Genomic DNA, 26,098 nt, shown 5'->3' with positions numbered 1-26,098 from the left:
CATGGGGCTTCAAATTTTTATTGATGGTGAGCTTGTTCCTGAAGAGGACGCGAAAGTGTCCGTCTTTGACCACGGTCTGCTGTACGGCGACGGCGTGTTTGAAGGCATACGAGTTTATGACCGCAACGTCTTCATGCTCGACGCGCACCTCAAACGCCTGTACAACGGCGCGAAGGTGATACGGCTCGACATCCCGATGGCGCTCTCGGAACTCAAAGCGAAGGTCTGCGAGACCGTCAAGGCCAACGGCATAACAGACGGCTACGTGAGGCTGGTGATCACGCGCGGCAAGGGCGACCTGGGATTGAGTCCTTCCAAATGCGCTAATCCGAGCGTCATTATCATCGCGTCGACCATCAAGATATATCCCGACGAGGTGTATCAGCGCGGGCTCAAGCTGGTTACGGTCTCGACCCGCCGCAACAACCCGGATTCGCTGAGCCCGCAGATCAAGTCGCTCAACTACCTGAACCACATACTCGCACACATCGAGGTGCAGCACGCGGGCGCGGACGAGGGCCTGGTGTTGAACGACAGCGGTTACGTCACCGAGTGCGTGGTGGACAACTTTTTCGTCGTGCTGGATGGGGAAGTCATTACGCCTCCGACCAACGATGGCGCGCTCAACGGAATCACAAGGATGGCGGTGTTCCAGATATGCGGGGAGGCAGGGGTTCCGATCCGCGAAGAACATCTATCGCTCGTGGAGTGTTATACCGCGGATGAGTGTTTCCTGACCGGGACGGCGGCCGAGATCGCGCCGGTGACCCATATTGACGGCAGGCCGATCGCGGACGGGAAGCCGGGGCCTTTGACGGTAAAACTGATGCGCGAGTTCAAGGAGTTCACGAAAGATCACGGCACCTTAGCCGATTAAGCCATACAGAGAGAGGGATACATTGCCAGACGTATTCATATACGATACGACGCTCCGAGATGGCGCCGCCCGCGAGGGCGTGTCGTTCTCGCTCGAGGACAAGATGAAGATTCTCAAGCGGCTGGATTCGTTCGGGGTGCATTACATCGAGGGCGGCTATCCGGCCTCGAACCCCAAGGATCTGGAGTTCTTTGCCGAAGCGTCAAAGCTGCGGCTCGCGAACGCGAAGCTCGTGACTTTCGGCTCGACACGCCGCGCTTTGACGTCAGCGTCGCGGGACAAGGAGATGAAGGCGCTTGTGGCATCCGGCGCACCGGTGGCGTGTATCGTTGGCAAAGCGTGGGACTTTCACGTACAAACGGCATTGAAGATTTCATTGGACGAGAATCTTTTCATGATCCAGGAGTCCGTGGCATATCTGAAGAAGAAAGGGCTCGAGGTGCTGTTCGACGCGGAGCACTTCTTCGACGCTTACAAGGAAAACCCGGCTTACGCGCTCCAGGCTGTGGAAGCCGCAGCGGGCGCGGGGGTGGACTGGGTCGTGTTGTGTGACACGAACGGCGGTGCGCTTCCCAACGAGATTGCTTCCATTACAAGGGACGTTCGCGCCAGAACATCGGCGCCTCTCGGCATCCACGCCCACAATGATTGCGAATGCGCCGTCGCGAGCACGCTCGCCGCGATCCATGAGGGCGTGAAGATGGCGCAGGGAACGATCAACGGCTATGGCGAACGGTGCGGGAACGCCAACCTCTGCTCGGTCATCGGAGACCTCGCGCTCAAGATGGACATCGATTGCCTGCCGCGTGATCGGCTCGCCGGTCTTACCGATCTCGCTCATTACGTGAGTGAGCTCGCGAACATTCACCCTGACGCCCATCAGCCGTTTGTTGGCATGAGCGCGTTTGCGCACAAAGGCGGTATCCATGCCAGCGGCGTCAAGAGCGAGTCGCGAACCTATGAGCATATCCGGCCCGAACTGGTCGGAAACATCCAGCGTATCGTGGTCTCGGAACTTTCGGGCAAATCGACTATCACACTCAAAGCGAAAGAGCTCGGGTTCGACTTGGACGCCAACCCGACCCAGCTTCGCGCCATCCTCAAGCAAATCAAGGAACTGGAGCATGTCGGGTACCAGTTCGAGGCGGCGGATGGCTCTTTCGAGATGCTTGTTCGCAAAGCGCTTGGCACTCACAAGCAGTTCTTCCGTCTAGAGTCATTCCGCGTCATCATGGAGAAGCGCGAGGACGGCAAAGTCACGACAGAAGCGACGGTCAAGATCCACGTTGGCGGCAGGAGGCTTATCGCGACGGCGGAAGGAAACGGCCCTGTCAACGCGCTTGACCGGGCGGTACGGATTGCTATTGGCAGGAGTTATCCCGAACTCAAAGATATCGAACTTACCGACTTCAAGGTTCGCGTGCTGGACGAGAAGAAAGGAACCGGCGCGGTAACCCGCGTTCTCATTGAGACCGGTGACGGTGAGAAATCGTGGGGCACCATTGGAGTGAGCGAGAACATCATCGAGGCGTCGTGGCAGGCGCTGGTTGACTCCATCGAGTTCGGGCTCACGCACAAAAAGCAGCAGCCTTAACCTTGGTAGACGGTGCCTGACCCCTCTGGACGGACGATCGACTTTAAAAAAACCTGCTCCCAAAGTTAAGGGGTGAATATGCGGCTTGTTAGATACTCCCACAAGGACAGAATTGGTTACGGCATTTACTCGGCAGACTGTGTCCAGCCTGTCGCGTGGGCGCCGTATGACGGCGCCGTAGAATCGCGTGAGAAGCTCGCCGCCGACGACATTACGTTGCTGGCCCCTGTTGAGCCGACAAAGATAATCGGAATCGGCTTGAACTATCGCGATCACGCGAATGAGCTGAAAATGAAGGTGGCCGACGAGCCCACGATATTCTTGAAGGCGCCGAGCGCCGTTATCGGGCCGGGAGGCGTGATTCGCTATCCCGGGCGTTCGCGCAAGGTCGATTATGAGGCTGAACTGGCCGTTGTCATTGGAAAGGAAACGCGCGATGTGTCCGCGCTCGATGCGCTGTCTTTCGTCCTCGGATACACGTGCGCAATGGACATCACCGCCCGGGACTTGCAGGCCTCCGACGGCCAGTGGACGCGCGCCAAGAATTTCGACACATTCTGCCCGCTGGGCCCCTGGGTAGAGACGGAACTCGAACCGGGTGGACTCGACATCTCGCTTAGCGTCAACGACGTCCTCGCGCAGGAATCGAACACGTCTGAAATGATTGTCGGCGTGCCGGAACTCATCGCGTTTGTTTCAAACGTCATGACGCTTTGCCCCGGAGACGTGATATTGACCGGCACCCCCGCCGGCGTGGGCGCGCTCGAGCGCGGGGATCGCGTCGAAATGGCGATTGAAGGCATCGGAAAACTCTCGTGTACCGTCGAGGAAAACGCATAATGGGGTCAAACCAAAATATGCGTTTTCAAGAAACTTTGCAACGCCGCTAACCGCCACGCGAAAGGCATTCGCTTGGTCAACGACGGTTTTGAGGTTCTGAAACGAGCGTGGCTGCATGTACGGCGGAACCGCTACCTGTGGCCGGTAGCCTTTGTCATGGCTCTGGCCGGCGGAGGCGCGCAGGGCTTTAGCCTGTGGGCGCAGAGTCCGATCCCGCGTGGTCTGACAAGCGCGAACCCAACACACAAAATCGGCGCCATGATATGTGATATCGCCCACGGAAACGTGGCTCTCGAGGCGATGTTCATCATTGCCGGAGTTCTCATGGGAATAGCCGTGCTTGCGACCGGCGCGTTCGCTCAGGCGGCGGCTATTGACGCGGTTTCCGATATTGAAAATGAGAGGCCGTCCGGGCTCAAGAATGCGCTCCGGCGCGCAAGGGAATACTTTCCTCAGATATTCGCGCTCACGTTGGGCTATCTTCTCGTCCTTGCGGCTTTCGCGGCGCCCTTATCCCTTTTCTGGCGGTTCACGGGCAAAAAAGGGTTTGTGTTTCCTTGTTTCGGAGCGCTCATCCTGTGCGTTGGTTTTATCGTGGTCTTAATCCTCGCGGGCATCATGTTTGAGCTTACGGCGCGTTATCTCGTGCTCGAGGGCAAGAGCATGCGTGAGTCGGTGCGGCTTGCTGTCGCGCTTTTCAAGGATTACTCGAGAGACATGCTGGTGGCCTGGCTCTACGCAATGGCGATTACCTTCATGGGCGCGATCACCATGGTGATTCTGATCACCGTGCTGGCGACGCCGCTCTCATGGGTATTCACAGTCGCGGATCGCCATCACAACGTCATCTTTGTCGCGTTGAGCGCATCATCGTTCGCCATCGCCTGGGCGATCGCTTCCGCGACGGCGGGAGTGTTCAGCATCACCGCAAGTTCTCTCTGGACGCTCGTTTTCATCGACATGCTCCGAAAATAATCCCTTCTGATCTCCTCCCCTTTAGACGGCGGGAGGATTAAGGTGGAGGGCGAGGTACCCCCCTGACAAGGGGGGCTAGGGGGGTTCTGCCCCAACCTTCTCCCCCAGGGGGCGAGGTGGCACGAACCGCACTGAGACATTTTCATCTTAGGTGGTGGCGCGCCCGCGCGCCATAGAGGACTGCCTCACTGACCCGCGTCTCTAAAAGCGCGGCGATGCGCAAATCAATCTCTTCCGCCCGGTTTTTGAGAGCAGTATATTGTTTTCCCGCCGGAAATGGTTATAAGCTGGTGTGGTGATGCCTGGCGAGATCAAGAAAGACGCTGAGGTTCATCCTTGACGATGAAGAATGCAGGTTTTTTACTGCGGAGCGCGCCTGGTTCATGGGTGGCCCGGACGAGTGGATTTTCGTTGACGGATCGGATGACATTCAGGCGCTTGCAAACAGGTTGTGCAAACACCTGGAGGAAGACTCTTTTCACGATCTATGACATGATTTCCCAATCTAGGATTACAGTCTTTTAGATAGATGAAATCGTGGCGCCGGAAAGAAGTGATTCGTGGTAAAATCACGGCGTTCTCTAATCTGGAGGAAAGAAATCATGAAGCAATTCAGACCTGAACAACCCCGACGCTGGCAAATTTTTGCGCTGATGTAAGACATAGCCCGGCGGCCGAGAGGCTGGGACGGAGAGTGGATCCGATTGGACGAACATGTGCTGGGAATAGATTTTGGAACGGACTCGGTGCGTTCGGTGGTGGTCAACGCGAGAACCGGCGAGGAGACGGCCCAGTCTGTCTTCGACTACCCACGCTGGGGCGAAGGCCTCTACTGCGTTCCCAGAGAGAGCTGCTTCAGGCAACACCCCCTTGATTATATCGAGGGGATGGAAGCGACCGTTAGAGAGGCGCTCGCGCTAAGCCCGCGAGGCACGGCGGAGTCGATAACAGGCATCTCGGCGGATACTACCGGATCTACACTCGTCGCGATCGACCAGGCCGGGGCGCCGCTGGCGCTTCACCCGGAGTTTCACGACAATCCCGACGCCATGTTCATGCTCTGGAAGGATCACACCGCAGTCGAGGAAGCGGCGGAGATAAACGACGCCGCCAGGACGTGGGGCGGCGAGGATTTCACGAAGTACGAGGGCGGCGTATACTCCGCCGAGTGGTTCTGGTCGAAGATACTTCACACGTCGCGCCGTGACGAGAAGGTAAGGTCTGCCGCGTATTCGTGGCTGGAGCACTGCGATTGGTTGCCGGTCCTGCTCACCGACAACAGAAACGTGATGTCTTTCAAGAGGAGCAGGTGCGCCGCGGGGCACAAGGCGATGTGGCACCCTTCGTTTGGCGGACTTCCGCCCGAGGAGTTCCTGGCGGGGATAGACCCACTCCTCGCCGGGACGCGCGACAGGCTGTACTCGGAGACCTTCACTTCCAACGTGCCCGCCGGGGTGCTGTCGCCCGCCTGGGCGGAGAGGCTCGGCCTGAGGCGGAACACCGTGGTGGGAGTGGGCGCCTTCGATTGCCACATGGGAGCTGTCGGCGCCGGGATTTCACCGTACACTCTGGCCAAGGTGATTGGCACCGCCTCGTGCGACATGCTGGTCGCCCCCGCGGAGGAGATGGAGGGCAAGCTGGTAAAGGGTATTTGCGGGCAGGTCGACGGCTCTATAATACCCGGCATGCTCGGGATGGAGGCTGGCCAGTCCGCCTTCGGCGATGTGTACGCGTGGTTCAAGCAACTTTTGATGTGGCCACTCACAGGGGACGAGCCTGACTTTGCCGCGCCGGAGCTCGCGGGTCTCATCTCTAAGATTTCCGACGGCATTATGGATCGCCTGATCGCGGAGGCGGTCGAGAGGCCGGTGGATCCCGCCGGCGTGCTGGCGCTGGACTGGCTCAATGGCCGGCGTACTCCGGACGCGGATCAGACGTTGAAGGGGGCCATCACCGGCCTGAGCCTCGGGAGCGACGCCGTTGACGTGTTTAAGGCGCTGGTTGAAGCCACCTGCTTTGGCGCGAGAACGATATCCGACAGGTTCGCCTCGGAAGGCGTTCCGGTCAGGGAGGTGATCGCGCTGGGCGGCGTGTCCCGCAAGGCGTCTTTCGTGATGCAGACGCTCGCGGACGTGCTCGACACACGTGTCAGTGTTGCCGCTTCGGAGCAGACTTGCGCACTGGGGGCGGCGATGTTCGCCGCCACCGCAAGCGGCGTATACTCAGACGTGGTCGAGGCGCAACGGGCGATGGCGTGCGGCTTTGATATGGAGTTCCGCCCCAGGCCGGAATCCGTCGAGCTGTACTCCCGTGCTTACCTGGAATATCTGCGGCTTGGCGGGTTCGTCGAGTTGGCAGGGAGGTGATAAAGGCAATGGGCTCATTGATCGAGTTGAAGCACGCCGTATACAAGTGCAACATGGAGCTGCAAGCCAGGGGGCTTGTCCTCTACACGTTCGGCAACGCGAGCGGCATCGACAGGGGAGAGGGGGTCGTCGCCATCAAGCCAAGCGGAGTGCCTTACGACGAGCTTTCACCGGACGACATGGTGCTTGTCGATCTGGATAACAATCTTGTGGAGGGCGTCCTCAAGCCCTCATCGGATACGCCCACCCACACCGCCCTGTACAGGGCTTTCCCACTCATCGGTGGGGTCGCGCACACGCACTCGACCTGCGCCACCGCATGGGCGCAGGCCATGAGGCCGATCCCCTGCCTCGGCACAACCCACGCGGATCATCTTCCCGCGAGCGTCCCGTGCACGGAACCCCTTGCCGGCGAGCAGGTCACCGGTGACTACGAGGCCGAAACCGGCGGACGGATAGTCAATGCGTTCGACAGGCTTTCCTACCGGGAAGTCCCGATGGCGCTGGTTGCCTCCCACGGTCCTTTCACCTGGGGAGAAACGCCTGAAGAAGCGGTCTTTAACAGCGTTGTCTTAGAGGAACTCGCGAGGTTGGCGCTTCTTACGCTGGCCTTGGATCCGGCGACCGCCGAGCTCGACCGCGCGCTGGTCGATCGACATTTTCAACGCAAGCACGGAGAAGATGCTTCATACGGTCAATGAAACTTCACCAATTTCACAATCGGATGGCAGTCTAACGTTGCTGGAGGTCGCTATGTCATTACCTGTCAAGCTGGGATTCGTACCCGCCAGCCGCACCCTATTCGACCAGGAACTGGCCATCACGGTCAGGGACGACGTGATGGAGTCGCTGCGCGCGGCGGGGGTGGCGCCGGTTGCTCCGGGGCCTGAACTGACCGCCAACGGGCTGGTGCAGACACCCGAGGAAGCCCGCAAGACGGCGGCGCTCTTCGAGGACTCCGGCGTGGCCGGAGTCGTGGTGGGGGCGCTGAACTTCGGCAACGAGATACCGGCGGCGCTGGCCGCGCTTGGGCGCGTCGAGAAGCCGGTGCTGCTGTTCGGCATCGGGGAAGAGGGCAGGCTCACGCGGGGTTCCAGGCGCGACGCGTTCTGCGGACTGATATCTATAGCTACAGCCCTGCGACATCGCGAGGCCAGGTTCTGCTTTCCCCGCCGCGCCATCGCCTATCCCCGGGATTTCACAGACGCGTTCGCCGAGTTCGCGCGGGTTTGCCGCGCGGTGGATGGAGTGAGGGGGGCTGTGTACGGCCAGATCGGCCCGCGCCCCGCGGATTTCGAGAGTTGCGTGTTCGACGAGGTGTCGCTTCTCAGGAAGCTTGGCATCAGGGTGGCGCCGCTCCCGCTATCCACGGTGTACTCGCGGGCGGATTCCGTTGCCGAAGCGCGTGTGCGCGATACGTTCGCGGACATGGACGGTACGGTCAACAGGGGAGGCGCCTCCGATCTCGAGCTTTCCAGGATGGCGCGCATGGAAGTGACGTTCGAGGATATCATCGCGGAAAACGGGCTGGACGGGCTTGCCGTACAGTGCTGGACCTCGTTTCAGGACGACTACGGGATAAGCCCGTGCTTCGCCATGGCGAGGTTGACCGAGCGGGGAATCCCGTGCGCGTGCGAGGCAGACGTCCACGGCGCACTCAGCATGCATCTGTTGAGTCTGCTCGCGGGCTCGCCAGCGGGGCTCGCGGACTGGAACAACAGGCACCACGAAATGGACAACGTCTTCTCCGCGTGGCACTGCGGGGTGTTTCCTCCCTCGTTCAGCAGCGGGAAAAAGGTGCTGGACATGCACCGAATACTGGCGGAGTCCACCGGGGTGGAAGAGGGGAAGCGCGGCACCCTCGAGCTTTCCATGGATCTGGGGCCCGTCACCATGCTGCGGGTGACCGAGAACCCCTGGGAGGGGTGGCAGGTGCTGCTGGCGGAAGGGGAGGTGATTGCCGCGTCAGGCGAGCCGTTCGGCTCCAACGGCTGGGTGAGCGTGGATGACGTGGACGCCCTCTACGCCGAGGTGCTGCGCGGCTTCCCCCATCACACCGCCATAGCCAGGGGCAAGGTGGGCGGCGCGAGCGTTGTCGCATCTTATTTCCTTGGTCTGGAACCGGTTACCCCCCTCAGTTCAGAGGAAGGGCATCTGCAGATTGGCCCCGCGCTTTGAAAAACGCAACAAAGGGGGCCTGACCCCAACTGTTGCGTTTTGACCGATTGATATCAGTTTGTCCATACATCCATGTGTCATTCCACCTCGTCGCGAACGTGTGCCTCAAGGCATGGAAGCTTACACTCGTTGAGTTGTTTATCCCGCCTATAGCGCCTCCATGCTAGAATATGTCAAGCGGAGTGGTGAAATCGAAGAAGCGGAAAAGCAAATGAATACAACGAAAGACCAGGCTCTGGATGCTGTGCTTGAGCGGTTGATAGCCGCTTATCTGCCGGAAAAGGTTTTTCTTTTCGGCTCCAGGGCGCGCGATGACTCAGGGTCGGACAGCGATTATGACATCCTGGTCATTGTCCCGGATGACGCGCCACTGGAGCGGCGGCGCAGCAGACTGGCCTACGAGCAACTCTGGGGCACCGGCGCTGCGGCCGATGTGCTGGTGTGGACGAGCGGATACTTCGAGAGCCGCGCGCATTTGAACTCTTCCCTGGCCGCTACGGTGATAAGAGAGGGCAAGTTGCTTTATGCCGTTTGATGCAGCCAGAATCGCGGAAACCAGAGAGTGGCTCACAAAGGCCCAGATCGACCTGAGAGCGGCAGACCACGATAGAACGGCGGAGCCACCTATCACCGCCGACATGGTTTTTCATGCCCAGCAGGTAGTTGAAAAGATGCTAAAGGCATTTCTCTGCTGGCACGATGTCCCTTTCCGCAAAACTCACAACTTAGTGGAACTTGGCGAGCGATGTGCCGATATCGAAGAAATTGCCGAGCCATTGCTAAGGAAAGCCGCTGTTCTTACAGAGTACGCCTGGAAATTCCGCTATCCCGGCGATGCGGAAGAGCCTGAGATAGCGGAGGCCGATGAAGCGGTCGCGCTGGCTCGAGCGGTCAATCAAGCTGTTCTGAATTGTCTACCGGATGACTTGTGTCCATAAACTGCAAAAAGGCCTTTGAGCTCTTGCCAGTGTTTTGATTTGAAAAGCCATCGTCCTCCAAGTTAACCGGGTGTGTTTCTGGCGAACGAAAGCTGAGGAATGGCACGGCGAACTCCCACAGGATCGAGGGCAGGTGATTACCGCGTCCGGGCCGCATACGCCGGTCGAACAGCACATCGAAGGATCAAAAACTTCAACTTTTGACATTATCCACCTTTCTTTTCTTGGCTCCTCACACAAATCGGTGGGTCTGGTCAAACTGTTGACATGCTTGACATATTTGCAGATGCATGGCAATAATATTGCCATGTGATGGCACATATGGGGAGGCATAATCCGGATGGCTGAGGAAAAACACACAACATCAGGCAAAGCGCACATTGTTAAAAAGTATGTGCCCCGCGAGATATCCGCGGATATCGGCCGCCTGCTCAAATTCATGCCCGTCGTAGTTTTGACCGGCATGCGGCAGGTTGGGAAGAGCACCATGCTCGTCAATGATCCCCGGTTTGCGGACAGGGAATACGTGAGCCTGGATGACCCTGTTCTTCAGGTTGCTTTGCGGGAGAGCCCGGACTCGGAGCTGTCCTCCTATGACCGTGTGACAATCGACGAGGCGCAAAAAGAAGACGGATTGTTTCCGGCGATCAAAAGGGCCGTCGCAAGGGATGAGCGCCGAGGGCGCTTCCTGCTATCAGAGTCGGCAAGTCTTCCACTGAAAAAAGCGACCGCCGAAAGCCTTGCCGGCAAGGCCATATATCGTCGGATGATGCCTATGACCAGGAGGGAGATATCTCGGGAAATAGAGCAAGAGCCGTTTCTGCTCGACTTCATGCGCAAGCCGCGAAAAGTCCGGAACCTCGACGTGAAACCGGTGACCGACAATGAAGTCATCCGCGGGGGAATGCCCCAGGTCGTGCTTTCTCCAAAGGAAGCAGGAGAGATCTGGCTGGCCGGATACGAACAGACGTATCTGGAGCGGGATATCTTGTGTCTCTCTCGCATTGAGAACCTCGTTGGCTTCAAGACGATGCTCCGTTTGCTTGCGGCCAGAACCGGGCAGATTCTCAATTTGAACCAGGTGGCCAGAGATGCTGAGCTGCCTCACAACACCGCAAAGCGATACCTGGGATTGCTCGAGGAGTTGTTCGTAGTTCAGCGCGTACACCCGTACACGCGCAGCCTGCGAAGCGGTATCAAGAAGTCGCCAAAACTGTTTCTTTCCGATGCCGGGATTGCCTGCCACATGGCCGGTTGCCGAAACCTCTCCGGCCACCCGCTCAGAGGATTCATGTATGAGACTTACTTCTTTCAGAATCTGCTGGGAATCATGGAAGCACACGGTGCGGAATGGACGGTCAACTACTGGAGGATAGACGAAACGCGCGAGGTTGACCTGGTGATAGACACAAGGGAGCAGGTGGTAGGGATAGAGATCAAGGCCGGGGAACAACTACGCAAAAAAGATATCAGGTCGCTTCGCACATTCATGGAATCGACCCCCGAGTGCAGGCTGTGCATCCTGGCGTACAACGGTGTTGAAGTGGTCAATCTCGGTGAGGGAATCTGGGCCGTGCCGCTGGGCCTGGCAATCTCTTGAGCCGCGTCTCGCACGCGCGGCGCGGTTCCGTCTAGCCATAGATAGCTTATCGTTTCAAGCTTCTCTGAATCGAATAGCGCAACGCGCGATTACTCAGCTTCGGAAACGTGACAGATCGCGCCACATGGTGTAGTCTTGGTGTGACCTTCGTCTTGGGGAGAGGGAAAGTACAGAACTTTGTGGGCTTAGTGCCCCTTTCCATAAATACGGTAACGTATCGAGAGCGTCGATGCGCCGTTCCTTAAAAGGCCGCGCGACCGAGTCGTACTCGGTGAGTACGGGGAGGAAGCGGAACGCAGCAGGCGCGGATGCAACGGCGTTCGCTTGCGAGTATTTATGGAATGGGGCGCTTAGCTAAAGAGAGAGGTAGGAAAGATGTCCTACAATGAAAAAGACCTCTCCGAAAGACTGGTTGGCAACCTGTTCCTCATCCCACCCCAAGATGTAGATTGCGAATTCTGCGGTCACGTCAACAAAGTCCCTATACCCACTAGGGTAACGGAGGTCGAAAAAGGCTGGATAAAGGGTTCTTCTGGCTCAATGATCTACCCGTGCGAAAACTGTGGCGGCCCTGCAGAAGTAACATGGGACGCTGTGAATATTGAGGTGAAGCAGTTTATAGGTGCAACTGGGACAAAGGCAGACCAAGAACAAGACCAACTAAAGAAGTGTCCTTACTGCGCCGAAACAATCAAAGTTGCTGCAATCAAGTGCAAGCACTGTGGTTCGGACACCTGATCAGCGACAATCACTTTTGAGGGGTTTTCAACCGGTAACAAAAGGCAGGAAATCGCTTCAGAAAGGGGCTGGTAGCGCATAGGGGATTTGAACCCCTGTTACCGCCTTGAGAGGGCGGCGTCCTGGACCAGGCTAGACGAATGCGCCACATTTAACTTTTCAAAACTTTACGGATGACGGGCATCCTGGCGGACTGGCGATCGCACTGCTATTCACGGACTCTGGTTGGGGGAGAAGGATTCGAACCCTCGTACCTGGAGCCAGAGTCCAGTGTCCTACCGCTAGACGATCCCCCAGTGGAACAGTAACGATGATAGCGAAAATTACCGTGGCGGGCAAGGTCGCGCACGATTTGCGTGTATGGCGACCTGCATGATTGACACGCGTTACTTCTCTTCCTTTACGCGCGTTGTCCGGTAGTATTATCGGGTGGAGGTGATTTTCGTGGCAAAGCGCCTGCCGGGTCTTGTTGAAATATACAAAGGCATAAGAAAGTCAGTGGCGCCGCCAACGCGCGCGCAGCGTGACAGGCGAGATGATCTGAAGCGTGAGGTGGCGCGCCGGGAGATGGAGAAGCACAAGGGATATCGCGGTTCTGGCGATGCGGGAGGATCAGAGCGCGAAGATGACTGAGCATATTGCGATAATGTAAAGTGTGGGGGGTGTTTACCCCTCACCCCAACCCTCTCCCCCAAGGGGCGAGGGAGCCCGGAGGAAACCCTCCCCAAGGGGCGAGGGAGCCCGGAGAACGTGGCGCTGAGCACAAGGAAAAACATGACTTTTGATTTCGAGAGCATTGCGCGCAGGGAGATAGAGGGCCTGCCGGTGTACAGTCCAGGTCTGGACATAGACGACGTTAAATCGCGGTACGGCGTGACAGAGGTGATCAAGCTCGCCTCGAACGAGAACCCGCTGGGCCCATCGCCGAAGGCGGTCGAGGCTCTTCGGGATGCGCTCCAGGATGTCTCGCTTTACCCTGACGGCGCGTGCGTCGCTTTGCACGAGAAGCTCTCGCAAAAGCTCGGCGTCGCTCCGGAGAGCCTTGTTTTCGGCAACGGCACGGACGAGGTCATAGACCTGTTGTTCTATGCGTTTTTCAACCCCGGAGACGTGGCGGTGATGGGCGACCCGACTTTCTCTTCTTACTTTCTTTCCGGAATGGTGATGGGCGCCCGGATCGCATACGTGCCGCTGGCTGAGCACCGCCACGACATCGACCGGATGCTCGAGCTCGCAGGTGACGGCGCCAGGGCGGTCTTTATAGCCACGCCGCACAACCCGACAGGCGCTATATGCACTCGCGCCGAGTTTGAGAGGATGCTTGCCCGGCTGCCCGAGGATGTTTTGTTGATTTGGGACGAAGCGTACGCAGAGTACGTGGATGACCCCGACTATCCGAACAGCTTGAATTACATCGAGAAGTATCCAAATCTGGTTGTATTGCGCACGTTCTCGAAGTGCTACGGACTGGCGGGGCTTCGCGTGGGCTACGGCATCGCGCACCCTCAGATCGTGACATGCCTCGAGCGCGTGCGTCCGCCGTTTAACGTGAACCGGCTCGCTCAGGTTGCGGCTACCGCGGCGCTGGACGACGTCGAGCACATAGAGCGCAGCAGGCGCGTAAACTCCGATGGAAAGCGGTTTCTCGCGTCTGAGCTTGACGGCATGGGTATGGCGCCCGTGCCGACGCAGGCGAACTTCATGCTTTTTAAGTACGATTACGTGGCGGACGCGTTGCCCGAGCGGTTGCTGGAGAGGGGCATAATCGTTCGAGACGGAGCGGCGCTTGGTTACCCGGGATACATACGTCTCACAATAGGCGCGCCCGAGCAGAATCGCGCCGTCATCGACGCGATACGCGAGATCGCCGGGCTCTAAATGACGGATTGACAACAGGTTGACAAACGAAAGGGGAGCAGCATTGCGCGCTACTATCGTAATTCCGACGTACTGGGGCCGACCCGCGGGCGAGTCTTTCAACGAGACGGACGCCGTCTACGACCATCCAACTCCACTCGATCAGCCGGGGACTATAACGAGGGCTCTCGATAGCATAAAGGTACTGCGCAACCGCGACTTCAACGTGGTGGTGCTCGCCAGCGCCACGAGCGCGGACATCGCGCGCGCGGTTGAGGACAAGGTCAAGGATCTCATCAGCCCATTTCGCGACAACTTTCCCGTCACGGTGGTTTCACACTCTTTCGAGGCGCGGATGCGCGGGCTACTGGACGATGAAAGAAAGCAAGGCAAAAGCGAGACTGACTCGGGACTTTTGTCGCTCACCGGCTACTCGAACATCCGCAACATGTGTCTGATAGTCGCGGAACTCGCGCGCTCCGAGGTCGCGGTGCTTTTCGACGACGACCAGATTTACGAGGATCCTGCGTACATGGACAAAGCCCTCGAGAACATCGGCACGACACGTGACGGGAAGTTCGTGGGCGCGATCGCGGGTTACTATCAGCGCCCCGACGGTAGCTACCTGCTACCGCCGCCCGAGGAGTGGTGGATGGGGGAGTGGCCCATGGTCACCGCCATGAACGAGGCGTTTGGGATAATAGGGGAGGCGCCGAGGCTGAAACCCACCCCATTTGTCTTCGGCGGCAACATGGTGATACACCGCGATGTGTTTCGAAAAATATCGTTTGACCCCAACGTCAGGCGTGGAGAAGACATCGACTACCTGGTGAACTGCAAGTTTTTCGACATCGACTTCCTGCTCGACCGCGAGCTTGCGATCAAGCACCTGCCCCCCGAGTCACACGTTCCCGCCTGGGCGCACTTCCGCGAAAATATTTATCGTTTCGTGTACGCGAGGGAAAAGTTGCGCCGGCAGGTTCCGACCGCCGGCATTCGCTCCGTCGAAGTCGAGGAGCTCGACCCCTACCCGGGCCAGTGCATGAAGGACAATCTCGAGGATCTCATATTCAAGACCTCGGTGTTGATGGGCCTTCATTTCATGAAGGAGGGGGATGAGCGCGCTTTCCAGGAGTGCATGAACAACGTACACCTCGCGCGATACGACGCGCCCCCGAAACACGATCCCTTTGCCTGGTACCTGGAGTCCAGAGTCGCATGGGAAAGGTTGATGGAGTTCCTTTCGACGGACGACAGGCTTTCCGAGGATCTGGTAGACGGTGCCTGACCCCTTTTCCTTTTCGCTAACTTTTTCTGCGATCGAAGACGTAGACGCTTCCATCAAGGTCTTTGGCGTATTTTTTCAGCTCCGCGGCGATCTTTCCGATCTGGATAGAGTCGGAAAACTGGCGATATTTGTTGTGAATGATGGAGATGGAGATGGTCAATATCGGAAACTTCATCACATAGCCCCGCCTGTCTGTCGTGATTACGTAACATTTCTCGAGATCCTCCGAGAGGTAGTGCTCCCGGATGCGCTCATCGAAAAGGCGGATGATTTCACGGGACACGTCCTCGGAAGTTTCAATTGAGGTCAGGAGTATGAAGTCGTCTCCGCCTACGTGTCCGAGGAAGTCGTTCTCATCGCCGAACTTCCGCAGGGCCTCGGTCAACACACCACCTGTCATCTTGATTACCTTGCTGCCAGCTATAAAGCCGTAGTAGTCGTTATAGGCTTTGAAGTCGTCGATGTCAGCGTAAAGAAGAGCGAACTTGCGGCCGGACTCAATAATGCTCGCAAGCGCGTCCGCGATGGCATTGTTGCCGGGAAGCGCGGTGATCGGGCTCATGTCCATGTCGCGCAGGTATCTGCGGAAGTGCATTTCAATACGGGCCTGAAGCTCGAGAGGGTCGAACGGCTTGGTTATGTAGTCGTCTGCGCCGGACTCTATTCCCACAAGCTTGTCTTTGAGTTGAACACGCGACGTAAGTATTATCACAGGGATGTTTCGCGTCTGTGGGTTATCGCGGATGCGTTTGCATGTCTCGTAACCGTCCAGGCCGGGCATCATCACGTCCAGCAGGACAATATCGGGATGCAGGTTTTTGACCATATCCCACGCCTCTTTGCCGTTTGATACCGCATATACATCGAATTTGCGCTTCGGCAACGCCGTATTGATGATTTTCTTGAGATCCCGATCATCATCGACAACCAGGATTTTCGGCCTTGGAATAAGCATTCTTTCCATTATACTTAACTTTTGGACACAGGAAGGAGGCGCTATGGTTGTCCATCCAGGACAGAGTCGCAAATACAATATGTCCAGTCAACCATCAAGCTTCCCGTGTACTATCGCTACCTCCATCCTGGAGCATGGGAAGGGGGACGAACTAAATGTTTGAGATAAGGGTACACGGCCTCGGTGGCCAGGGAGCGGTCACCATGTGCACCTGGGTGGCTCAGGCTGGCTACGAGAGAGGGAAGCACGTTCAGGCGTTCCCCTTTTTCGGGGCCGAGCGGCGTGGCGCTCCCGTGAAAGCGTTTGTGCGCCTTGACGATAACCCAATTGATCTAAGGAGTCAGATCTATCAACCCGATCTTCTGGTGGTGTTAAGCGTTGATCTTGTTCAGAAGGCGTTGCAGGATGGCATAAAATCCGGCGGCCGTTTGATGGTGAACGCTCCAGGAGAGGTGGCGGAGAGCCTGGCGGAGTGTTTCTCCAGGGAAGTTTATTACCTGGACGCCACCGGCATAGCGCTCGATCTCGGGCTCGAGGTCGATGGCATGCCGATGGTGAACCTGCCCCTGTTCGGCGCGCTGGCCTGCCAGTCGAGGGTGTCTGACCTGAACGGAGCGCTTGGTATTGTGCGCGGGATCGCTTCCAAGAGAGGGAACCTCGAGATTTACGAGAAAGCTGTCACGCGCGGATATGAGGGCGTAAGAAAACGGCAGTTCTTTAAGTCTGAAACCGGTGTCTTATGAAAAATGAGAAAAACGATGTAGGTCACATAAACTCGTTGTCCAGACCGACGAAAGGTTGCGCGGGCGACACGGGTGAGTGGCGCGTCTTCCGTCCTGTCAGGGACGAGCGCAAGTGCAACAACTGTCTCCTCTGCTGGGTCTACTGTCCCGAGGCGTCGATCACAAAAGAAGGCGTGGAGATCGACTATCAGTACTGCAAGGGATGCGGAGTTTGCGCGGTTGAATGCCCGACCGGCGCTATCTCCATGGTCAAGGAGAAGAAGTCGTGAGGGTGCTCGAGACAGGTGATCATCTCGTCGCGCTGGCGGCCGACGCCTCCGCCGTAGAGGTCATCCCGGCATACCCGATCACCCCGCAGACACAGATCATCGAGAAGATCGCAGAACTCATTGCCGCGGGAAAGATGGACGCCGAGTACATCCCGGTCGAGTCCGAGCACAGCGCCTGCGCGGCCCTGGTCTCGGCTTCGCTGACAGGCGTCCGCGCGTTCTCAGCGACGAGCTCTCACGGGCTCGCCTACATGCACGAGATGCTGCACTACGCCGCCGGCATCAGGGTTCCCGTGGTCATGGCTAACGTCAACCGCGCGCTGGGGCCCGGCTGGAACATCTGGTGCGACCACCAGGATTCGCTGAGTCAGCGCGACACCGGATGGTTGCAGGTCTATGTCGCGAGTCATCAGGAGGCTGTGGACACCGTCATACAGGCTTTCAGAATCACGGAGGATCATTCCGTGCTGTTGCCCCTTATGCTCAATCTGGACGCGTTTGTGATATCGCACACTTATATGGACGCGGACGTGCCGTCCCGTGAGCAGGTCGCCGGTTTCCTTCCCCCCTACAAACCTGTCTGGAAGCTTGACGCGCGCAAGCCGGTCACGCACGGCTCGGTCGTCTATCCGGAGGACTTTAGCGAGACACGGGAGTCGATGCAGGTCGGTTATGAGAACGCCCGTGGCGTCATCAAGCGCGCGGCAGAGGAGTTCCATGACGCGTTCGGCCGCTGGCACGGAGAGCTGGTCGAATCGTATATGCTCTCGGACGCCCGTTTCGTGATCATAGCCATGGGAAGCATCGCCGCCGAGGCCAGGGTGGCGGTTGACTCGCTTCGCGGTCAGGGAAAAGAGGCAGGCTTGTTGCGCGTGCGCTTTTTCCGCCCGTTTCCCACGGAGGAACTGCGCGATCTTTGCGCCGGCAGGGAAGGGTTGCTGGTTATCGACCGCGACTGCTCGTACGGCAATCAGGGCGCGCTTTTCACGGAGACAAAAGGAGCCCTGTTCGGGAAGGTGGATGTTCCCGCGCGCAATCTGATAGTCGGGCTCGGCGGTCGTGATGTTACCTTTGAGCTTATCGAGAAAATGACCCAAAAAGCGTGGGACGGCGACATGGACGAGGTCACGTGGGGGGACTCGCGAGTTACTTCGAGTCACGAGGTTTCCCGCGAGATACTCCGCGAGTTTGGCGGGTTCCTTAAAGAAAAGTGAATGACGCGCGGGCGCATTGATCGACGTGGAAGGCACTGATGGACAGTGATTAGATTAAAAGACCTCACCAGTGAGGAGCTGTTTCTTGCGGGGAGCACGGCGTGCCAGGGATGCCCTTCGAGCCTGGCGCTCCGGATAGCTTTCAAGGCGCTGGGCAAGAATACGATACTGATCGTGGTGGCCTCGTGCACCTCGGTGGTACAGGGCGCATACCCGCTGTCCGCGATCAACCTCCCCGTAATGAACGTGGCCTTTGCTACAGGAGGGGCGAGCGCCTCAGGCGTTGTCGCCGGCCTCAATGCGCTGGGCAAACGCGGCGAGACAGGGGAAAAGCCGACCGTGCTGGTGTGGGCGGGCGATGGCGGCACGTACGACATCGGCATCCAGTCTCTCTCCGGCGCCGCGGAGCGCGAGACGGATTTTATCTACGTCTGCTACAACAATGAGATGTACTCCAACACCGGCACTCAGCGAAGCGGCGCGACCCCGCTTGGCGCCTGGACTACCACTACCCCGGGTGGAAAGACACAGCACCGCAAGGACATATCCCAGATAATGATCGCGCACCGCATACCGTACGTCGCGACCGTATCGCTCGCCTACCCGCTCGATTTTTACCAGAAGATGCTGAAAGCCATGAGCCTCAAGGGAACCAGATATATTGAGATCCTGGCGCCGTGCCCACCCGGATGGAAGTTTCCGTCCGGCCAGATGATAGAGGTCAGCCGGATGGCCGTGCAGAGCGGCATGTGGCTCCTGTACGAGCACGAGGAGGGCAAGACCCGCTTCACGGCGGCGACCAGCCGCATTCTCGATGGCAAGGTCAAGCGCAAGCCGGTCAGGGATTATCTCGAAACACAGGGCCGGTTCAAGCAGGCTATCGCTTCACCCGAGGGGTCAAAAGCCATAGACCGTCTCGAGGAGGAAGTCTCCGAGTCCATTCGCAGGCTCCAGGGCTGGGTGCCCGAGTACATCTGACAGGGCTTCCCGCGGCGAAAGACCAATTCCAAATTTCAAGCAAACAGTTGACATCCCCCCCCTATGATAGGTTTTTCCAAAGCGCGCATGAGTACGCGCAACTGGCACAACCTGATTGATCATCAGCGGCAAGAACCCGGCGGCGGGGATAGGAGCGGCGAAGATGGCAGGCACACCCCTTTCTCTTGTTCACTTCAAGTTTCTGAAAGCATTCGCACTCGTTGTGGTCACCGCAATGTTGTGCGTGGCTTTGTCATGCGGCGTCGCATCCGCCGCAAAAGTTAAGACAGAGGCGAAAATCAAGAAGCCCGGCAAGCGCGCGCTGGTCGAGGCTACCGTGGAAGTAAAAGGGACGGCGACCGCCCCTGACTTCACCGACTACAAACTCTCCTTCGCTCCCATCGAAGACCCTCAGAACAGCCGGGAAATCGCCGACATCACATATCCTGTGTCCAACGACAAACTCGCCGACTGGGACACGACCTCAGCCCCCGACGGCGACTACATGTTGAAGCTCGAGGTGTTCGCGTCCTCGGGAGTCGTCGCATCCGATGAGGTGGAAGTTCGCCTCGACAACGATCCGCCCAACGTCTCTTTCGCTTCCCCGCGAGATGGAGGTGTCGTCTGGAGTCCTTTTCCGGTAACAGGCACTATCACCGACGCGCACTTGGCGCGCTGGAAGCTCGTGCGTGAATCGCTCGCGGCGAGACTGCTTGCCCACCTGGACGGAAACACCGCAAACGAGCGCACCGGCGAAGAAGGCGATGCTATCGGGAATCCAACGTATCAGAATGCAAAGTTTGCGCAGGGCCTGCACATCGGCGCCGGGGAAGGTCTTTCCTGCCCGGCCGGGAAGAACATCGACGCCGGATCCGGGACAATCGAGATGTGGATACTTCCCGACTGGTCGCCGGACGACCAGGCCACGAGAATACTTCTCCAGACTGAGACTGCGGACAGACTTCATCCCACCGACTGCCTTAAGATTACCAAGGAGGCAGGCGGCATCACTTTCACCGTCTTTGACCGCGAGGCAAACGCGAACTCCTGCACGTTCCCTGTTGATTCAAACAATCTGCCCGCGAACACGCCCTTCCACCTGGCCGCCACATGGAACGACGGCAACATCTCGCTTGCGGTGAACGGTTTTCAATCGGAACAAGCCCAGGGGCTCGGAACGGGAAAGATCACCGAACTCGGCAAACACATCTTCTTCGGCTGCTACCCCCAGGATCCCTCCACGGCCGACGCCACATTTGACGAGCTTGCAATCTACAACTATGAGCGCTCCCTCTCATCGATCAGGACAGATTGCCTCTCGGATGTTCCAAAGACGATGGGCAGCGGCAAGGAGAAGGTGGCCTCAGGCAGCCAGCAGGTGGACAACGCGGCGATCGGGACGATAACCGTTGAGGATTCCCCCGGGGAAGCACTTCTCCTCACACTGAGCGCCAAAGACGAGATGAAAAGAGAGAGCACGGCCGCCGAGCGCGTGTTCATCGACAACCCTTCGCCGGTAGCCGAGATCTCTTCACCGGTTCAGGGGGCGCAACTCGATGGAGAGGTTCAGGTCAAAGGGATCGCTTTCGATATGGATCTTTTATCCTGCGCCGTGGCGTTCAGGGCCGGCACGGATGAGAACGCCCCAGGCGCGTGGACTGATATCTCCTCTTCCTCACAGCAGGTATGGCACGGCACGCTCGCCGCCTGGAACACGGCCGGTCTCCCCGGCGGAGATTACACACTCAGGCTCCAGGTCGGCGATGGTTCGGGCAAGGTCTCGACCGCTTACAGGCAGGTGACAGTCAAGGTGATAGGCCCACCGCTTGCCGAGATCACCTTCCCGATCCAAAACGGAGGTGTGCCGGAATCTTGTGAAATAACAGGCAGCGCATCTGGAGGCAACTTTTCCTCCTACAAGATCGAGTACATGAGAGGGCACAACCCGAACGCCCCCGACTCCTGGCAAACTATCACAAGCGGCCAGACGAACCCTGTGAAAAACGGCATACTGGCCATCTGGGACACGAATTCTTTGCAAGAAAACAATCCTTACATGCTGCGTCTCACCGTCTATGGCCTGTCGGGCATGGAGATAACAAAGACCGTCCCGGTGTTTATCGACCATACGGCTCCGGAGGCTACTATTACTTCTCCCGTCGCCGACCAGGTGTGCACCGGTCTGATTAAAGTGAAGGGAACGGCCAAAGACGCCCATTTCAAGAACTACTCCCTGGAATACTGCTCGTTCTCCGAGCCGGACAAATGGCAATTGATCAAGAGTTTCACAACCCCTGTTTCCTCGGGTACGCTGGGTTGGTGGAACGCGGAGACGCTCGCTGATGGCGAGTACGTCTTGAAGCTCACCGCCACTGATAGCGCAGGCCATTCGACACTCTGCAACCTGTCGGTGAAAGTCTCGAACGTCCCGGGCTATACCATCGAAAGCGTTCACACCGAACCAACAGGCGTGATGCTGGAAGTAGGCCAGTCCGCGGAGTTCATGTCGGTCGGCACTGACATGAACGGGAACGACCATCTTGTTCCTGCCCTCTATCAATTGCTGGGAAACGTCGGGACGATCGATGCCGCAGGGCATTTCACAGCCACGTCTTTGGGCCTGGGAACGGTGCGAATAACTTATGGAGCGCTATCCTTTGACGCTCCGGTGTCCGTGATCACGAGGATCGGCGATACTGTCTTGAGTTCTGATGAGACCTGGACTCCGGCGGCAAACCCCTGGGTGGTGGACGGTTGGATAGTGGTTCCCAAAGGCGTAAAGCTGACCATCACCTCCGGAACGGTCGTCAAGTTTATAAGGGGAGGCTTCTACGTGGAAGGCGCGCTCGAGATGTCTTCCACAACCGGACAGCTTCCGATTGTTCTGACCTCTATCAAGGATGACTCATGTCTGGGTGACACCAACGCCGATGGCGGCAACTCAACACCGCAACCCGGCAACTGGAGCACCGTTTATTTCGCCCCGGGATCTCCTTCGTCTTCTATTGTTGAGGGAACGCGCGTCCTGTATGCGGGGAAGAGTACAGGTGAGAACATTATCGGTTCGAGGTACGTGTCATCGAACTCATCAATTATTTTCTACGGCGTGACAGGAGACGTTAATCTTCGCTCCTCGAGGATAGCCCACAGTCCAACAGACGGTGTCATGATGGTGAAAAGTGGTACTGCCACCATCACCCTCGAGGAGAACATAATCGAGGATATAAGCAAAACAGCAGTAGAAGTATCTGCTAATGATGCCACCATCAAGTCGAACACGATCGACGGGGCATTAACGGGCATACAATTGGTGGCCGTTAGTTCCGTGATTGAGTCTAACATACTGACAAACATTCGCGACAAAAATATCTATTTTTTGCGCGGTGGAGATGTCACTATCAGGTCGAACACGATCAGAGGAGCGTTAACGGGCTGGGGCATTGATTGTGAAAATGGTAAAAATGCCACCATCGAGTCGAACAATATTGACGGGGTAATATATGGCATATTTTCGGGACTGTTTACCAATGCGGTGATTGAGTCCAATACGCTGACGCACATTTCTAACAAGTATGGCTTCGGGTATGGCATTTATTGTTATAACGGCTTCAATGTTAGGGAAAAGTTTATCATCAAGTCGAACAAAGTTGACATGACGTCATATGGCATAAGATTGGGCTGTGACACTACCGGCAACTTGATTGAGTCTAATACGTTGACGAACATTTCTGAGATAGGCATCTGTTGCCCACACTGCGGAGAGACCGGAAATGTTATTGTCAGATCGAACACGATCGACCGGGCATCAACGGGCATAGAGTTAAGACAGTCCACCGATGCTGTGATTGAATCCAATAACATGAAGAACGTTCTCGACACCGGTATCAATTGCGCATATCAGAACAAAAATATCACTATCAAGTCGAACAACATAATCATCGGGGCATATGGCATAAGCTTGGCATGGGTTACTGGCGCTGTAATTGAGTCTAATATATTGATGAGCAAAGCAGGTAAAGGGACAGGTATTATTGTTCGCGGGATGGGCGATAATCTCATCATTAAGTCAAACAAAGTTGACATGACGTCAGCAGGCATAATAATGCACTTTCCCACCAACACCGTGGTTGAATCTAATATACTGACGAATATTTCCAAAATAGGCATCTTCTGCCATGGGGGGAATACCGTCTTGAAGACTAACATCGTGACTGGGACAGGCTTGCCAAACGAAAACCCCAACCTTCATGCGGGTATATCCCTGCGCAAATTCTCGGGATCCGTAACCGGCAAAAATGACATCTCGGGTTTTAAGATCGGAATCGACATACATGAATATGAATCCAATTTGAACGTGAATCTAAAAGGTAATAGTATTCACGACAACGGCAAAGAAATGGCTGACGGTTTCGGTGTTTACTGCGACGGACCAGACTACATCGATGTATCAGACAACTGGTGGGGAGATGGCTCGGGACCTGCTCCCGCTGGCAAGTGCAACGGGATTGGCGGCCATGTTTACGTCGATAACTGGGTGGGGCAGACCGCCTATTACGGACGTGTGTACGGCGTCAACCTCCGCTCCCAATACCAGGGCGAGCCGGTGAATACCAGCACCGGCAACTTCTACCAGAGCCACACTGATCTCTCGTTCGAGAGTACCGGCCCGCGCATCGAGGTGACCCGCACCTACAACGCTCTCTCACACGACAGGGAAAACCCATTCGGCTTCGGCTGGGACAGCACCTTCACAGAGAGGATAGAGCCGTACCTGCCCGACTACGAGAAAGACAACTGGATGCTCATTGGCTCTGAGGGCGATACTCACAGGTACATCCCGAAAGAGGGAATGCCAGACACCTACGTTCCCGAGGATGTGGCCGACCAGGGTTACTCCACCCTCACGCGCGATGCGGATGAAACCTGGACGCTCTCATGGAAGGATGGCAGCTCGAAATCCTTCGACCAGACGGGGCTGTTGACAACTGTCCGCGACTCGAACCAGAACACGCTCTCCTTCACAAGAGATACATCAGGCAAGGCCACCTCTGTTACAGACGCCACGGGCCAGAGCGCCTCTGTCACCTACGAAGGCGACCGCATCACCAAAATCACCGACCCGGCGGGTAGGGAACTGCTCTACTCCTACGACTCCCGGGGCAACCTAGAAAGTGCGCGGAATCTTCAGGGCGACTTCACCCGCTACACCTACGACGACCAGCACAGGATGCTCACCATTGCCGACCCCATAGGAAATGAGTTCGTCAAGAACACTTACGACGAATCAGACAGGGTAGTTTCTCAGGAGGACGCCCACGGGCACGTCGTCAACTTCACGTACGATCCATTCGAGCACCAGAGCACCTTCACAGACGCCCGCGGAGTGAAAACGGAGCACAAAGACAACCTCGATCTCTACAACATCGGGGAGAAGGACGCGGACGGCAAGAGCAACGCCACAACATACGACGCGGCGGGAAACGTCACCTCCCGCACCGACAAGCTCGGGAACAAGACCACCAGCACTTACGACGAGAACGGGAACATGCTCACGGAGACAGATCCCCTCAGCCACACGACCACATACACATACGACTCCCGGGGCAACTGCCTCACCACCACCGACCCCCTCGGGAACATCTCCACGAGCGCCTACGACGCCCGCAACAACCTGATTTCAAGCACTGATCCCCTGGGGAACACGACCACCTACACGTACGACGCACAGGGACGGCAACTCACCACAACAGACCCGCTTGGCAACACCACCACGAACACGTACGACTCCAGGGGCAACCTCATTCAGGTGACGAACCCTGACGGAGGCGTAACTACCAACACCTACGACGCGGCAAACAGGAAAATCACCACCACCGACCCCGAGAACAACATGACAACCTTTACATACGACCAAATAGGAAACCTCATGTCCATGAAGGATCCCGAAGGCCACACGACCACATACACCTACGACAAAGACGGAAACCAGATCACCGTGAAAGACCCACTTGGAAACACCACGGCGACAGCCTACGACAAGATGGGCAGGGTCGAGAGCCAGACTGACCCCATCGGAAACACCACAACCAACGAATACGACAAGAATGGCAACCCGACAGGCGAAACAGACCCCCTCGGGCACTCCACACAGCACTTCTACGACTTCCTCAACAGGGAGACGCAAACAGTTGACCCGAAAGGCGCCTCAATATCCAGAACCTACGACGCTGAAGGAAGAGTTCTCACTGAAACGGACGCCGAGGGCAACATCACAACCAGCGCGTACGACAAAACGGGCAGGCTCGCGACCTCAACCGACGCGCTCGGAAACATCACCACCCACGCATACGACGACGCGGGAAGAGAGATAACCGTCACAGACCCGAAAGGGAACAAGACGACAAACACATACGACCCCTCCGGCAGATTGATGTCCACAACAGACCCCGAGAACCATACGACCACATACACTTACGACGCCTGCGGAAACAGGATCACCGAGACGGATCCCGAGGGGCACGTCACTACCCACGCCTACGACACAATGAACCGCGAGATCTCAATCACAGACCCGGCTGGCCGCACCGTTTCCTGCACCTACGACAGAAACGGCAAGAAGACATCCACCACAGACGGGACTCTCGCCACCACCACGTACGAGTACAACAGTCTGGGGCTCATGACAAAA

20 protein-coding genes, 2 tRNA genes and 1 pseudogene are annotated in these 26,098 nt (G+C 57.3%); 19 read left to right on the top strand and 4 right to left on the bottom strand.

The genetic code is table 11. The annotated features are described in order from the left end of the window. Position 1: 1 nt before the first annotated feature. The 9 genes from ilvE (at position 2) to CVT63_02460 (ending at position 9,768) form a co-directional block, all read left to right on the top strand. On the top strand, positions 2-877 hold the full coding sequence (ilvE, locus tag CVT63_02500) for a branched-chain-amino-acid transaminase (protein PKQ28508.1): 876 nt from the start codon (positions 2-4) through the stop codon (positions 875-877). Between the two features lie 22 nt (positions 878-899). Continuing rightward, complete coding sequence (locus CVT63_02495) at positions 900-2,471, top strand: citramalate synthase (protein ID PKQ28492.1); 1,572 nt, start codon at positions 900-902, stop codon at positions 2,469-2,471. Between the two features lie 78 nt (positions 2,472-2,549). Further along, a complete protein-coding gene (locus CVT63_02490) occupies positions 2,550-3,311 on the top strand; it encodes a hypothetical protein (protein ID PKQ28491.1) in 762 nt (253 codons plus the stop codon). Between the two features lie 72 nt (positions 3,312-3,383). Next, positions 3,384-4,286, top strand: a complete 903-nt coding sequence (locus CVT63_02485) for a hypothetical protein (GenBank protein ID PKQ28490.1) — start codon at positions 3,384-3,386, stop codon at positions 4,284-4,286. Between the two features lie 698 nt (positions 4,287-4,984). Continuing rightward, positions 4,985-6,652 (top strand): ribulokinase, encoded by a 1,668-nt coding sequence (locus tag CVT63_02480; protein ID PKQ28489.1) that lies wholly within the window; start codon positions 4,985-4,987, stop codon positions 6,650-6,652. A gap of 8 nt (positions 6,653-6,660) precedes the next feature. Then, positions 6,661-7,353: an L-ribulose-5-phosphate 4-epimerase gene (araD, locus tag CVT63_02475; GenBank protein PKQ28507.1), complete on the top strand. Its 693-nt coding sequence runs from the start codon at positions 6,661-6,663 to the stop codon at positions 7,351-7,353. A gap of 52 nt (positions 7,354-7,405) precedes the next feature. After that, the gene (locus tag CVT63_02470) at positions 7,406-8,830 is read left to right on the top strand and encodes a hypothetical protein (protein ID PKQ28488.1); all 1,425 of its coding nucleotides are present in this window, start codon (positions 7,406-7,408) and stop codon (positions 8,828-8,830) included. Between the two features lie 211 nt (positions 8,831-9,041). Beyond that, positions 9,042-9,365 carry a DNA polymerase III subunit beta gene (locus CVT63_02465; GenBank protein PKQ28506.1) on the top strand — a complete coding sequence of 108 codons (324 nt, stop codon included), beginning with the start codon at positions 9,042-9,044 and terminating at the stop codon, positions 9,363-9,365. Further along, positions 9,355-9,768 carry a DNA-binding protein gene (locus tag CVT63_02460; GenBank protein ID PKQ28487.1) on the top strand — a complete coding sequence of 138 codons (414 nt, stop codon included), beginning with the start codon at positions 9,355-9,357 and terminating at the stop codon, positions 9,766-9,768. The genes CVT63_02465 and CVT63_02460 overlap by 11 nt, the downstream gene beginning before the upstream one ends. Here the strand turns inward: CVT63_02460 and CVT63_02455 are convergent. Continuing rightward, positions 9,745-10,257, bottom strand: a complete 513-nt coding sequence (locus tag CVT63_02455; protein ID PKQ28505.1) for a hypothetical protein — start codon at positions 10,255-10,257, stop codon at positions 9,745-9,747. The genes CVT63_02460 and CVT63_02455 overlap by 24 nt on opposite strands. On the opposite strand from CVT63_02455, the gene CVT63_02450 reads away from it, so the two are divergent. Beyond that, positions 10,109-11,368: a hypothetical protein gene (locus CVT63_02450; GenBank protein PKQ28486.1), complete on the top strand. Its 1,260-nt coding sequence runs from the start codon at positions 10,109-10,111 to the stop codon at positions 11,366-11,368. The two genes, CVT63_02455 and CVT63_02450, sit on opposite strands and share 149 nt — an antisense overlap. A 375-nt stretch (positions 11,369-11,743) precedes the next feature. Further along, positions 11,744-12,106 (top strand): hypothetical protein, encoded by a 363-nt coding sequence (locus CVT63_02445; GenBank protein PKQ28485.1) that lies wholly within the window; start codon positions 11,744-11,746, stop codon positions 12,104-12,106. 69 nt (positions 12,107-12,175) lie between these two features. On the opposite strand, the gene CVT63_02440 is transcribed toward CVT63_02445, so the two are convergent. After that, positions 12,176-12,253, bottom strand: a tRNA-Glu gene (locus CVT63_02440). Positions 12,254-12,328: 75 nt separating this feature from the next. Then, positions 12,329-12,402, bottom strand: a tRNA-Gln gene (locus tag CVT63_02435). Positions 12,403-12,535: 133 nt separating this feature from the next. Here CVT63_02435 and CVT63_02430 point away from each other — a divergent pair. The 3 genes and pseudogenes from CVT63_02430 (at position 12,536) to CVT63_02420 (ending at position 15,080) form a co-directional block, all read left to right on the top strand. Continuing rightward, positions 12,536-12,739, top strand: coding sequence for a hypothetical protein (locus CVT63_02430; protein PKQ28484.1), 204 nt, complete (start codon positions 12,536-12,538; stop codon positions 12,737-12,739). 117 nt (positions 12,740-12,856) lie between these two features. Next, on the top strand, positions 12,857-13,984 hold the full coding sequence (locus CVT63_02425) for a histidinol-phosphate transaminase (protein PKQ28483.1): 1,128 nt from the start codon (positions 12,857-12,859) through the stop codon (positions 13,982-13,984). Positions 13,985-14,027: 43 nt separating this feature from the next. Further along, positions 14,028-15,080, top strand: a pseudogene (locus CVT63_02420) (hypothetical protein). Positions 15,081-15,267: 187 nt separating this feature from the next. Here CVT63_02420 and CVT63_02415 read toward each other — a convergent pair. Further along, the gene (locus tag CVT63_02415) at positions 15,268-16,215 is read right to left on the bottom strand and encodes a diguanylate cyclase response regulator (GenBank protein PKQ28482.1); all 948 of its coding nucleotides are present in this window, start codon (positions 16,213-16,215) and stop codon (positions 15,268-15,270) included. A 146-nt stretch (positions 16,216-16,361) separates the two neighbouring features. Between CVT63_02415 and CVT63_02410 the strand changes: the two genes are divergently transcribed. From CVT63_02410 to CVT63_02390, 5 genes are all read left to right on the top strand, one after another. Further along, entirely contained in the window at positions 16,362-16,949 is a 588-nt protein-coding gene (locus CVT63_02410) for a hypothetical protein (GenBank protein ID PKQ28481.1), read from the top strand. Beyond that, the gene (locus tag CVT63_02405) at positions 16,946-17,218 is read left to right on the top strand and encodes a pyruvate ferredoxin oxidoreductase (protein PKQ28480.1); all 273 of its coding nucleotides are present in this window, start codon (positions 16,946-16,948) and stop codon (positions 17,216-17,218) included. Before CVT63_02410 ends, CVT63_02405 begins: the two co-directional genes overlap by 4 nt. Continuing rightward, positions 17,173-18,432, top strand: coding sequence for a pyruvate ferredoxin oxidoreductase (porA, locus tag CVT63_02400; GenBank protein PKQ28479.1), 1,260 nt, complete (start codon positions 17,173-17,175; stop codon positions 18,430-18,432). The genes CVT63_02405 and porA overlap by 46 nt, the downstream gene beginning before the upstream one ends. A 48-nt stretch (positions 18,433-18,480) precedes the next feature. Beyond that, positions 18,481-19,410 carry a 2-ketoisovalerate ferredoxin oxidoreductase gene (locus tag CVT63_02395; GenBank protein PKQ28504.1) on the top strand — a complete coding sequence of 310 codons (930 nt, stop codon included), beginning with the start codon at positions 18,481-18,483 and terminating at the stop codon, positions 19,408-19,410. 115 nt (positions 19,411-19,525) lie between these two features. Beyond that, positions 19,526-26,098: hypothetical protein (locus CVT63_02390; protein ID PKQ28478.1), on the top strand; the 6,573-nt coding region annotated here is incomplete at its 3' end.

It is taken from the genome of Candidatus Anoxymicrobium japonicum (assembly GCA_002843005.1).
In the GTDB taxonomy this organism is placed as follows: Bacteria; Actinomycetota; Geothermincolia; order Fen-727; family Anoxymicrobiaceae; genus Anoxymicrobium; species Anoxymicrobium japonicum.
This window is presented reverse-complemented; position numbering and strand designations above follow the sequence as displayed.

What these genes read in the sequence shown, in the direction of transcription:
- ilvE (PKQ28508.1), top strand. Translation starts at nt 2, where the DNA reads ATGGGGCTTCAAATTTTTATTGATGGTGAGCTTGTTCCTGAAGAGGAC.
- CVT63_02490 (PKQ28491.1), top strand. Translation starts at nt 2,550, where the DNA reads ATGCGGCTTGTTAGATACTCCCACAAGGACAGAATTGGTTACGGCATT.
- araD (PKQ28507.1), top strand. Translation starts at nt 6,661, where the DNA reads ATGGGCTCATTGATCGAGTTGAAGCACGCCGTATACAAGTGCAACATG.
- CVT63_02470 (PKQ28488.1), top strand. Translation starts at nt 7,406, where the DNA reads ATGTCATTACCTGTCAAGCTGGGATTCGTACCCGCCAGCCGCACCCTA.
- CVT63_02465 (PKQ28506.1), top strand. Translation starts at nt 9,042, where the DNA reads ATGAATACAACGAAAGACCAGGCTCTGGATGCTGTGCTTGAGCGGTTG.
- CVT63_02460 (PKQ28487.1), top strand. Translation starts at nt 9,355, where the DNA reads ATGCCGTTTGATGCAGCCAGAATCGCGGAAACCAGAGAGTGGCTCACA.
- CVT63_02450 (PKQ28486.1), top strand. Translation starts at nt 10,109, where the DNA reads ATGGCTGAGGAAAAACACACAACATCAGGCAAAGCGCACATTGTTAAA.
- CVT63_02455 (PKQ28505.1), bottom strand. Translation starts at nt 10,257, where the DNA reads ATGGTGCTCTTCCCAACCTGCCGCATGCCGGTCAAAACTACGACGGGC.
- CVT63_02445 (PKQ28485.1), top strand. Translation starts at nt 11,744, where the DNA reads ATGTCCTACAATGAAAAAGACCTCTCCGAAAGACTGGTTGGCAACCTG.
- CVT63_02415 (PKQ28482.1), bottom strand. Translation starts at nt 16,215, where the DNA reads ATGGAAAGAATGCTTATTCCAAGGCCGAAAATCCTGGTTGTCGATGAT.
- CVT63_02410 (PKQ28481.1), top strand. Translation starts at nt 16,362, where the DNA reads ATGTTTGAGATAAGGGTACACGGCCTCGGTGGCCAGGGAGCGGTCACC.
- CVT63_02405 (PKQ28480.1), top strand. Translation starts at nt 16,946, where the DNA reads ATGAAAAATGAGAAAAACGATGTAGGTCACATAAACTCGTTGTCCAGA.
- porA (PKQ28479.1), top strand. Translation starts at nt 17,173, where the DNA reads ATGCCCGACCGGCGCTATCTCCATGGTCAAGGAGAAGAAGTCGTGAGG.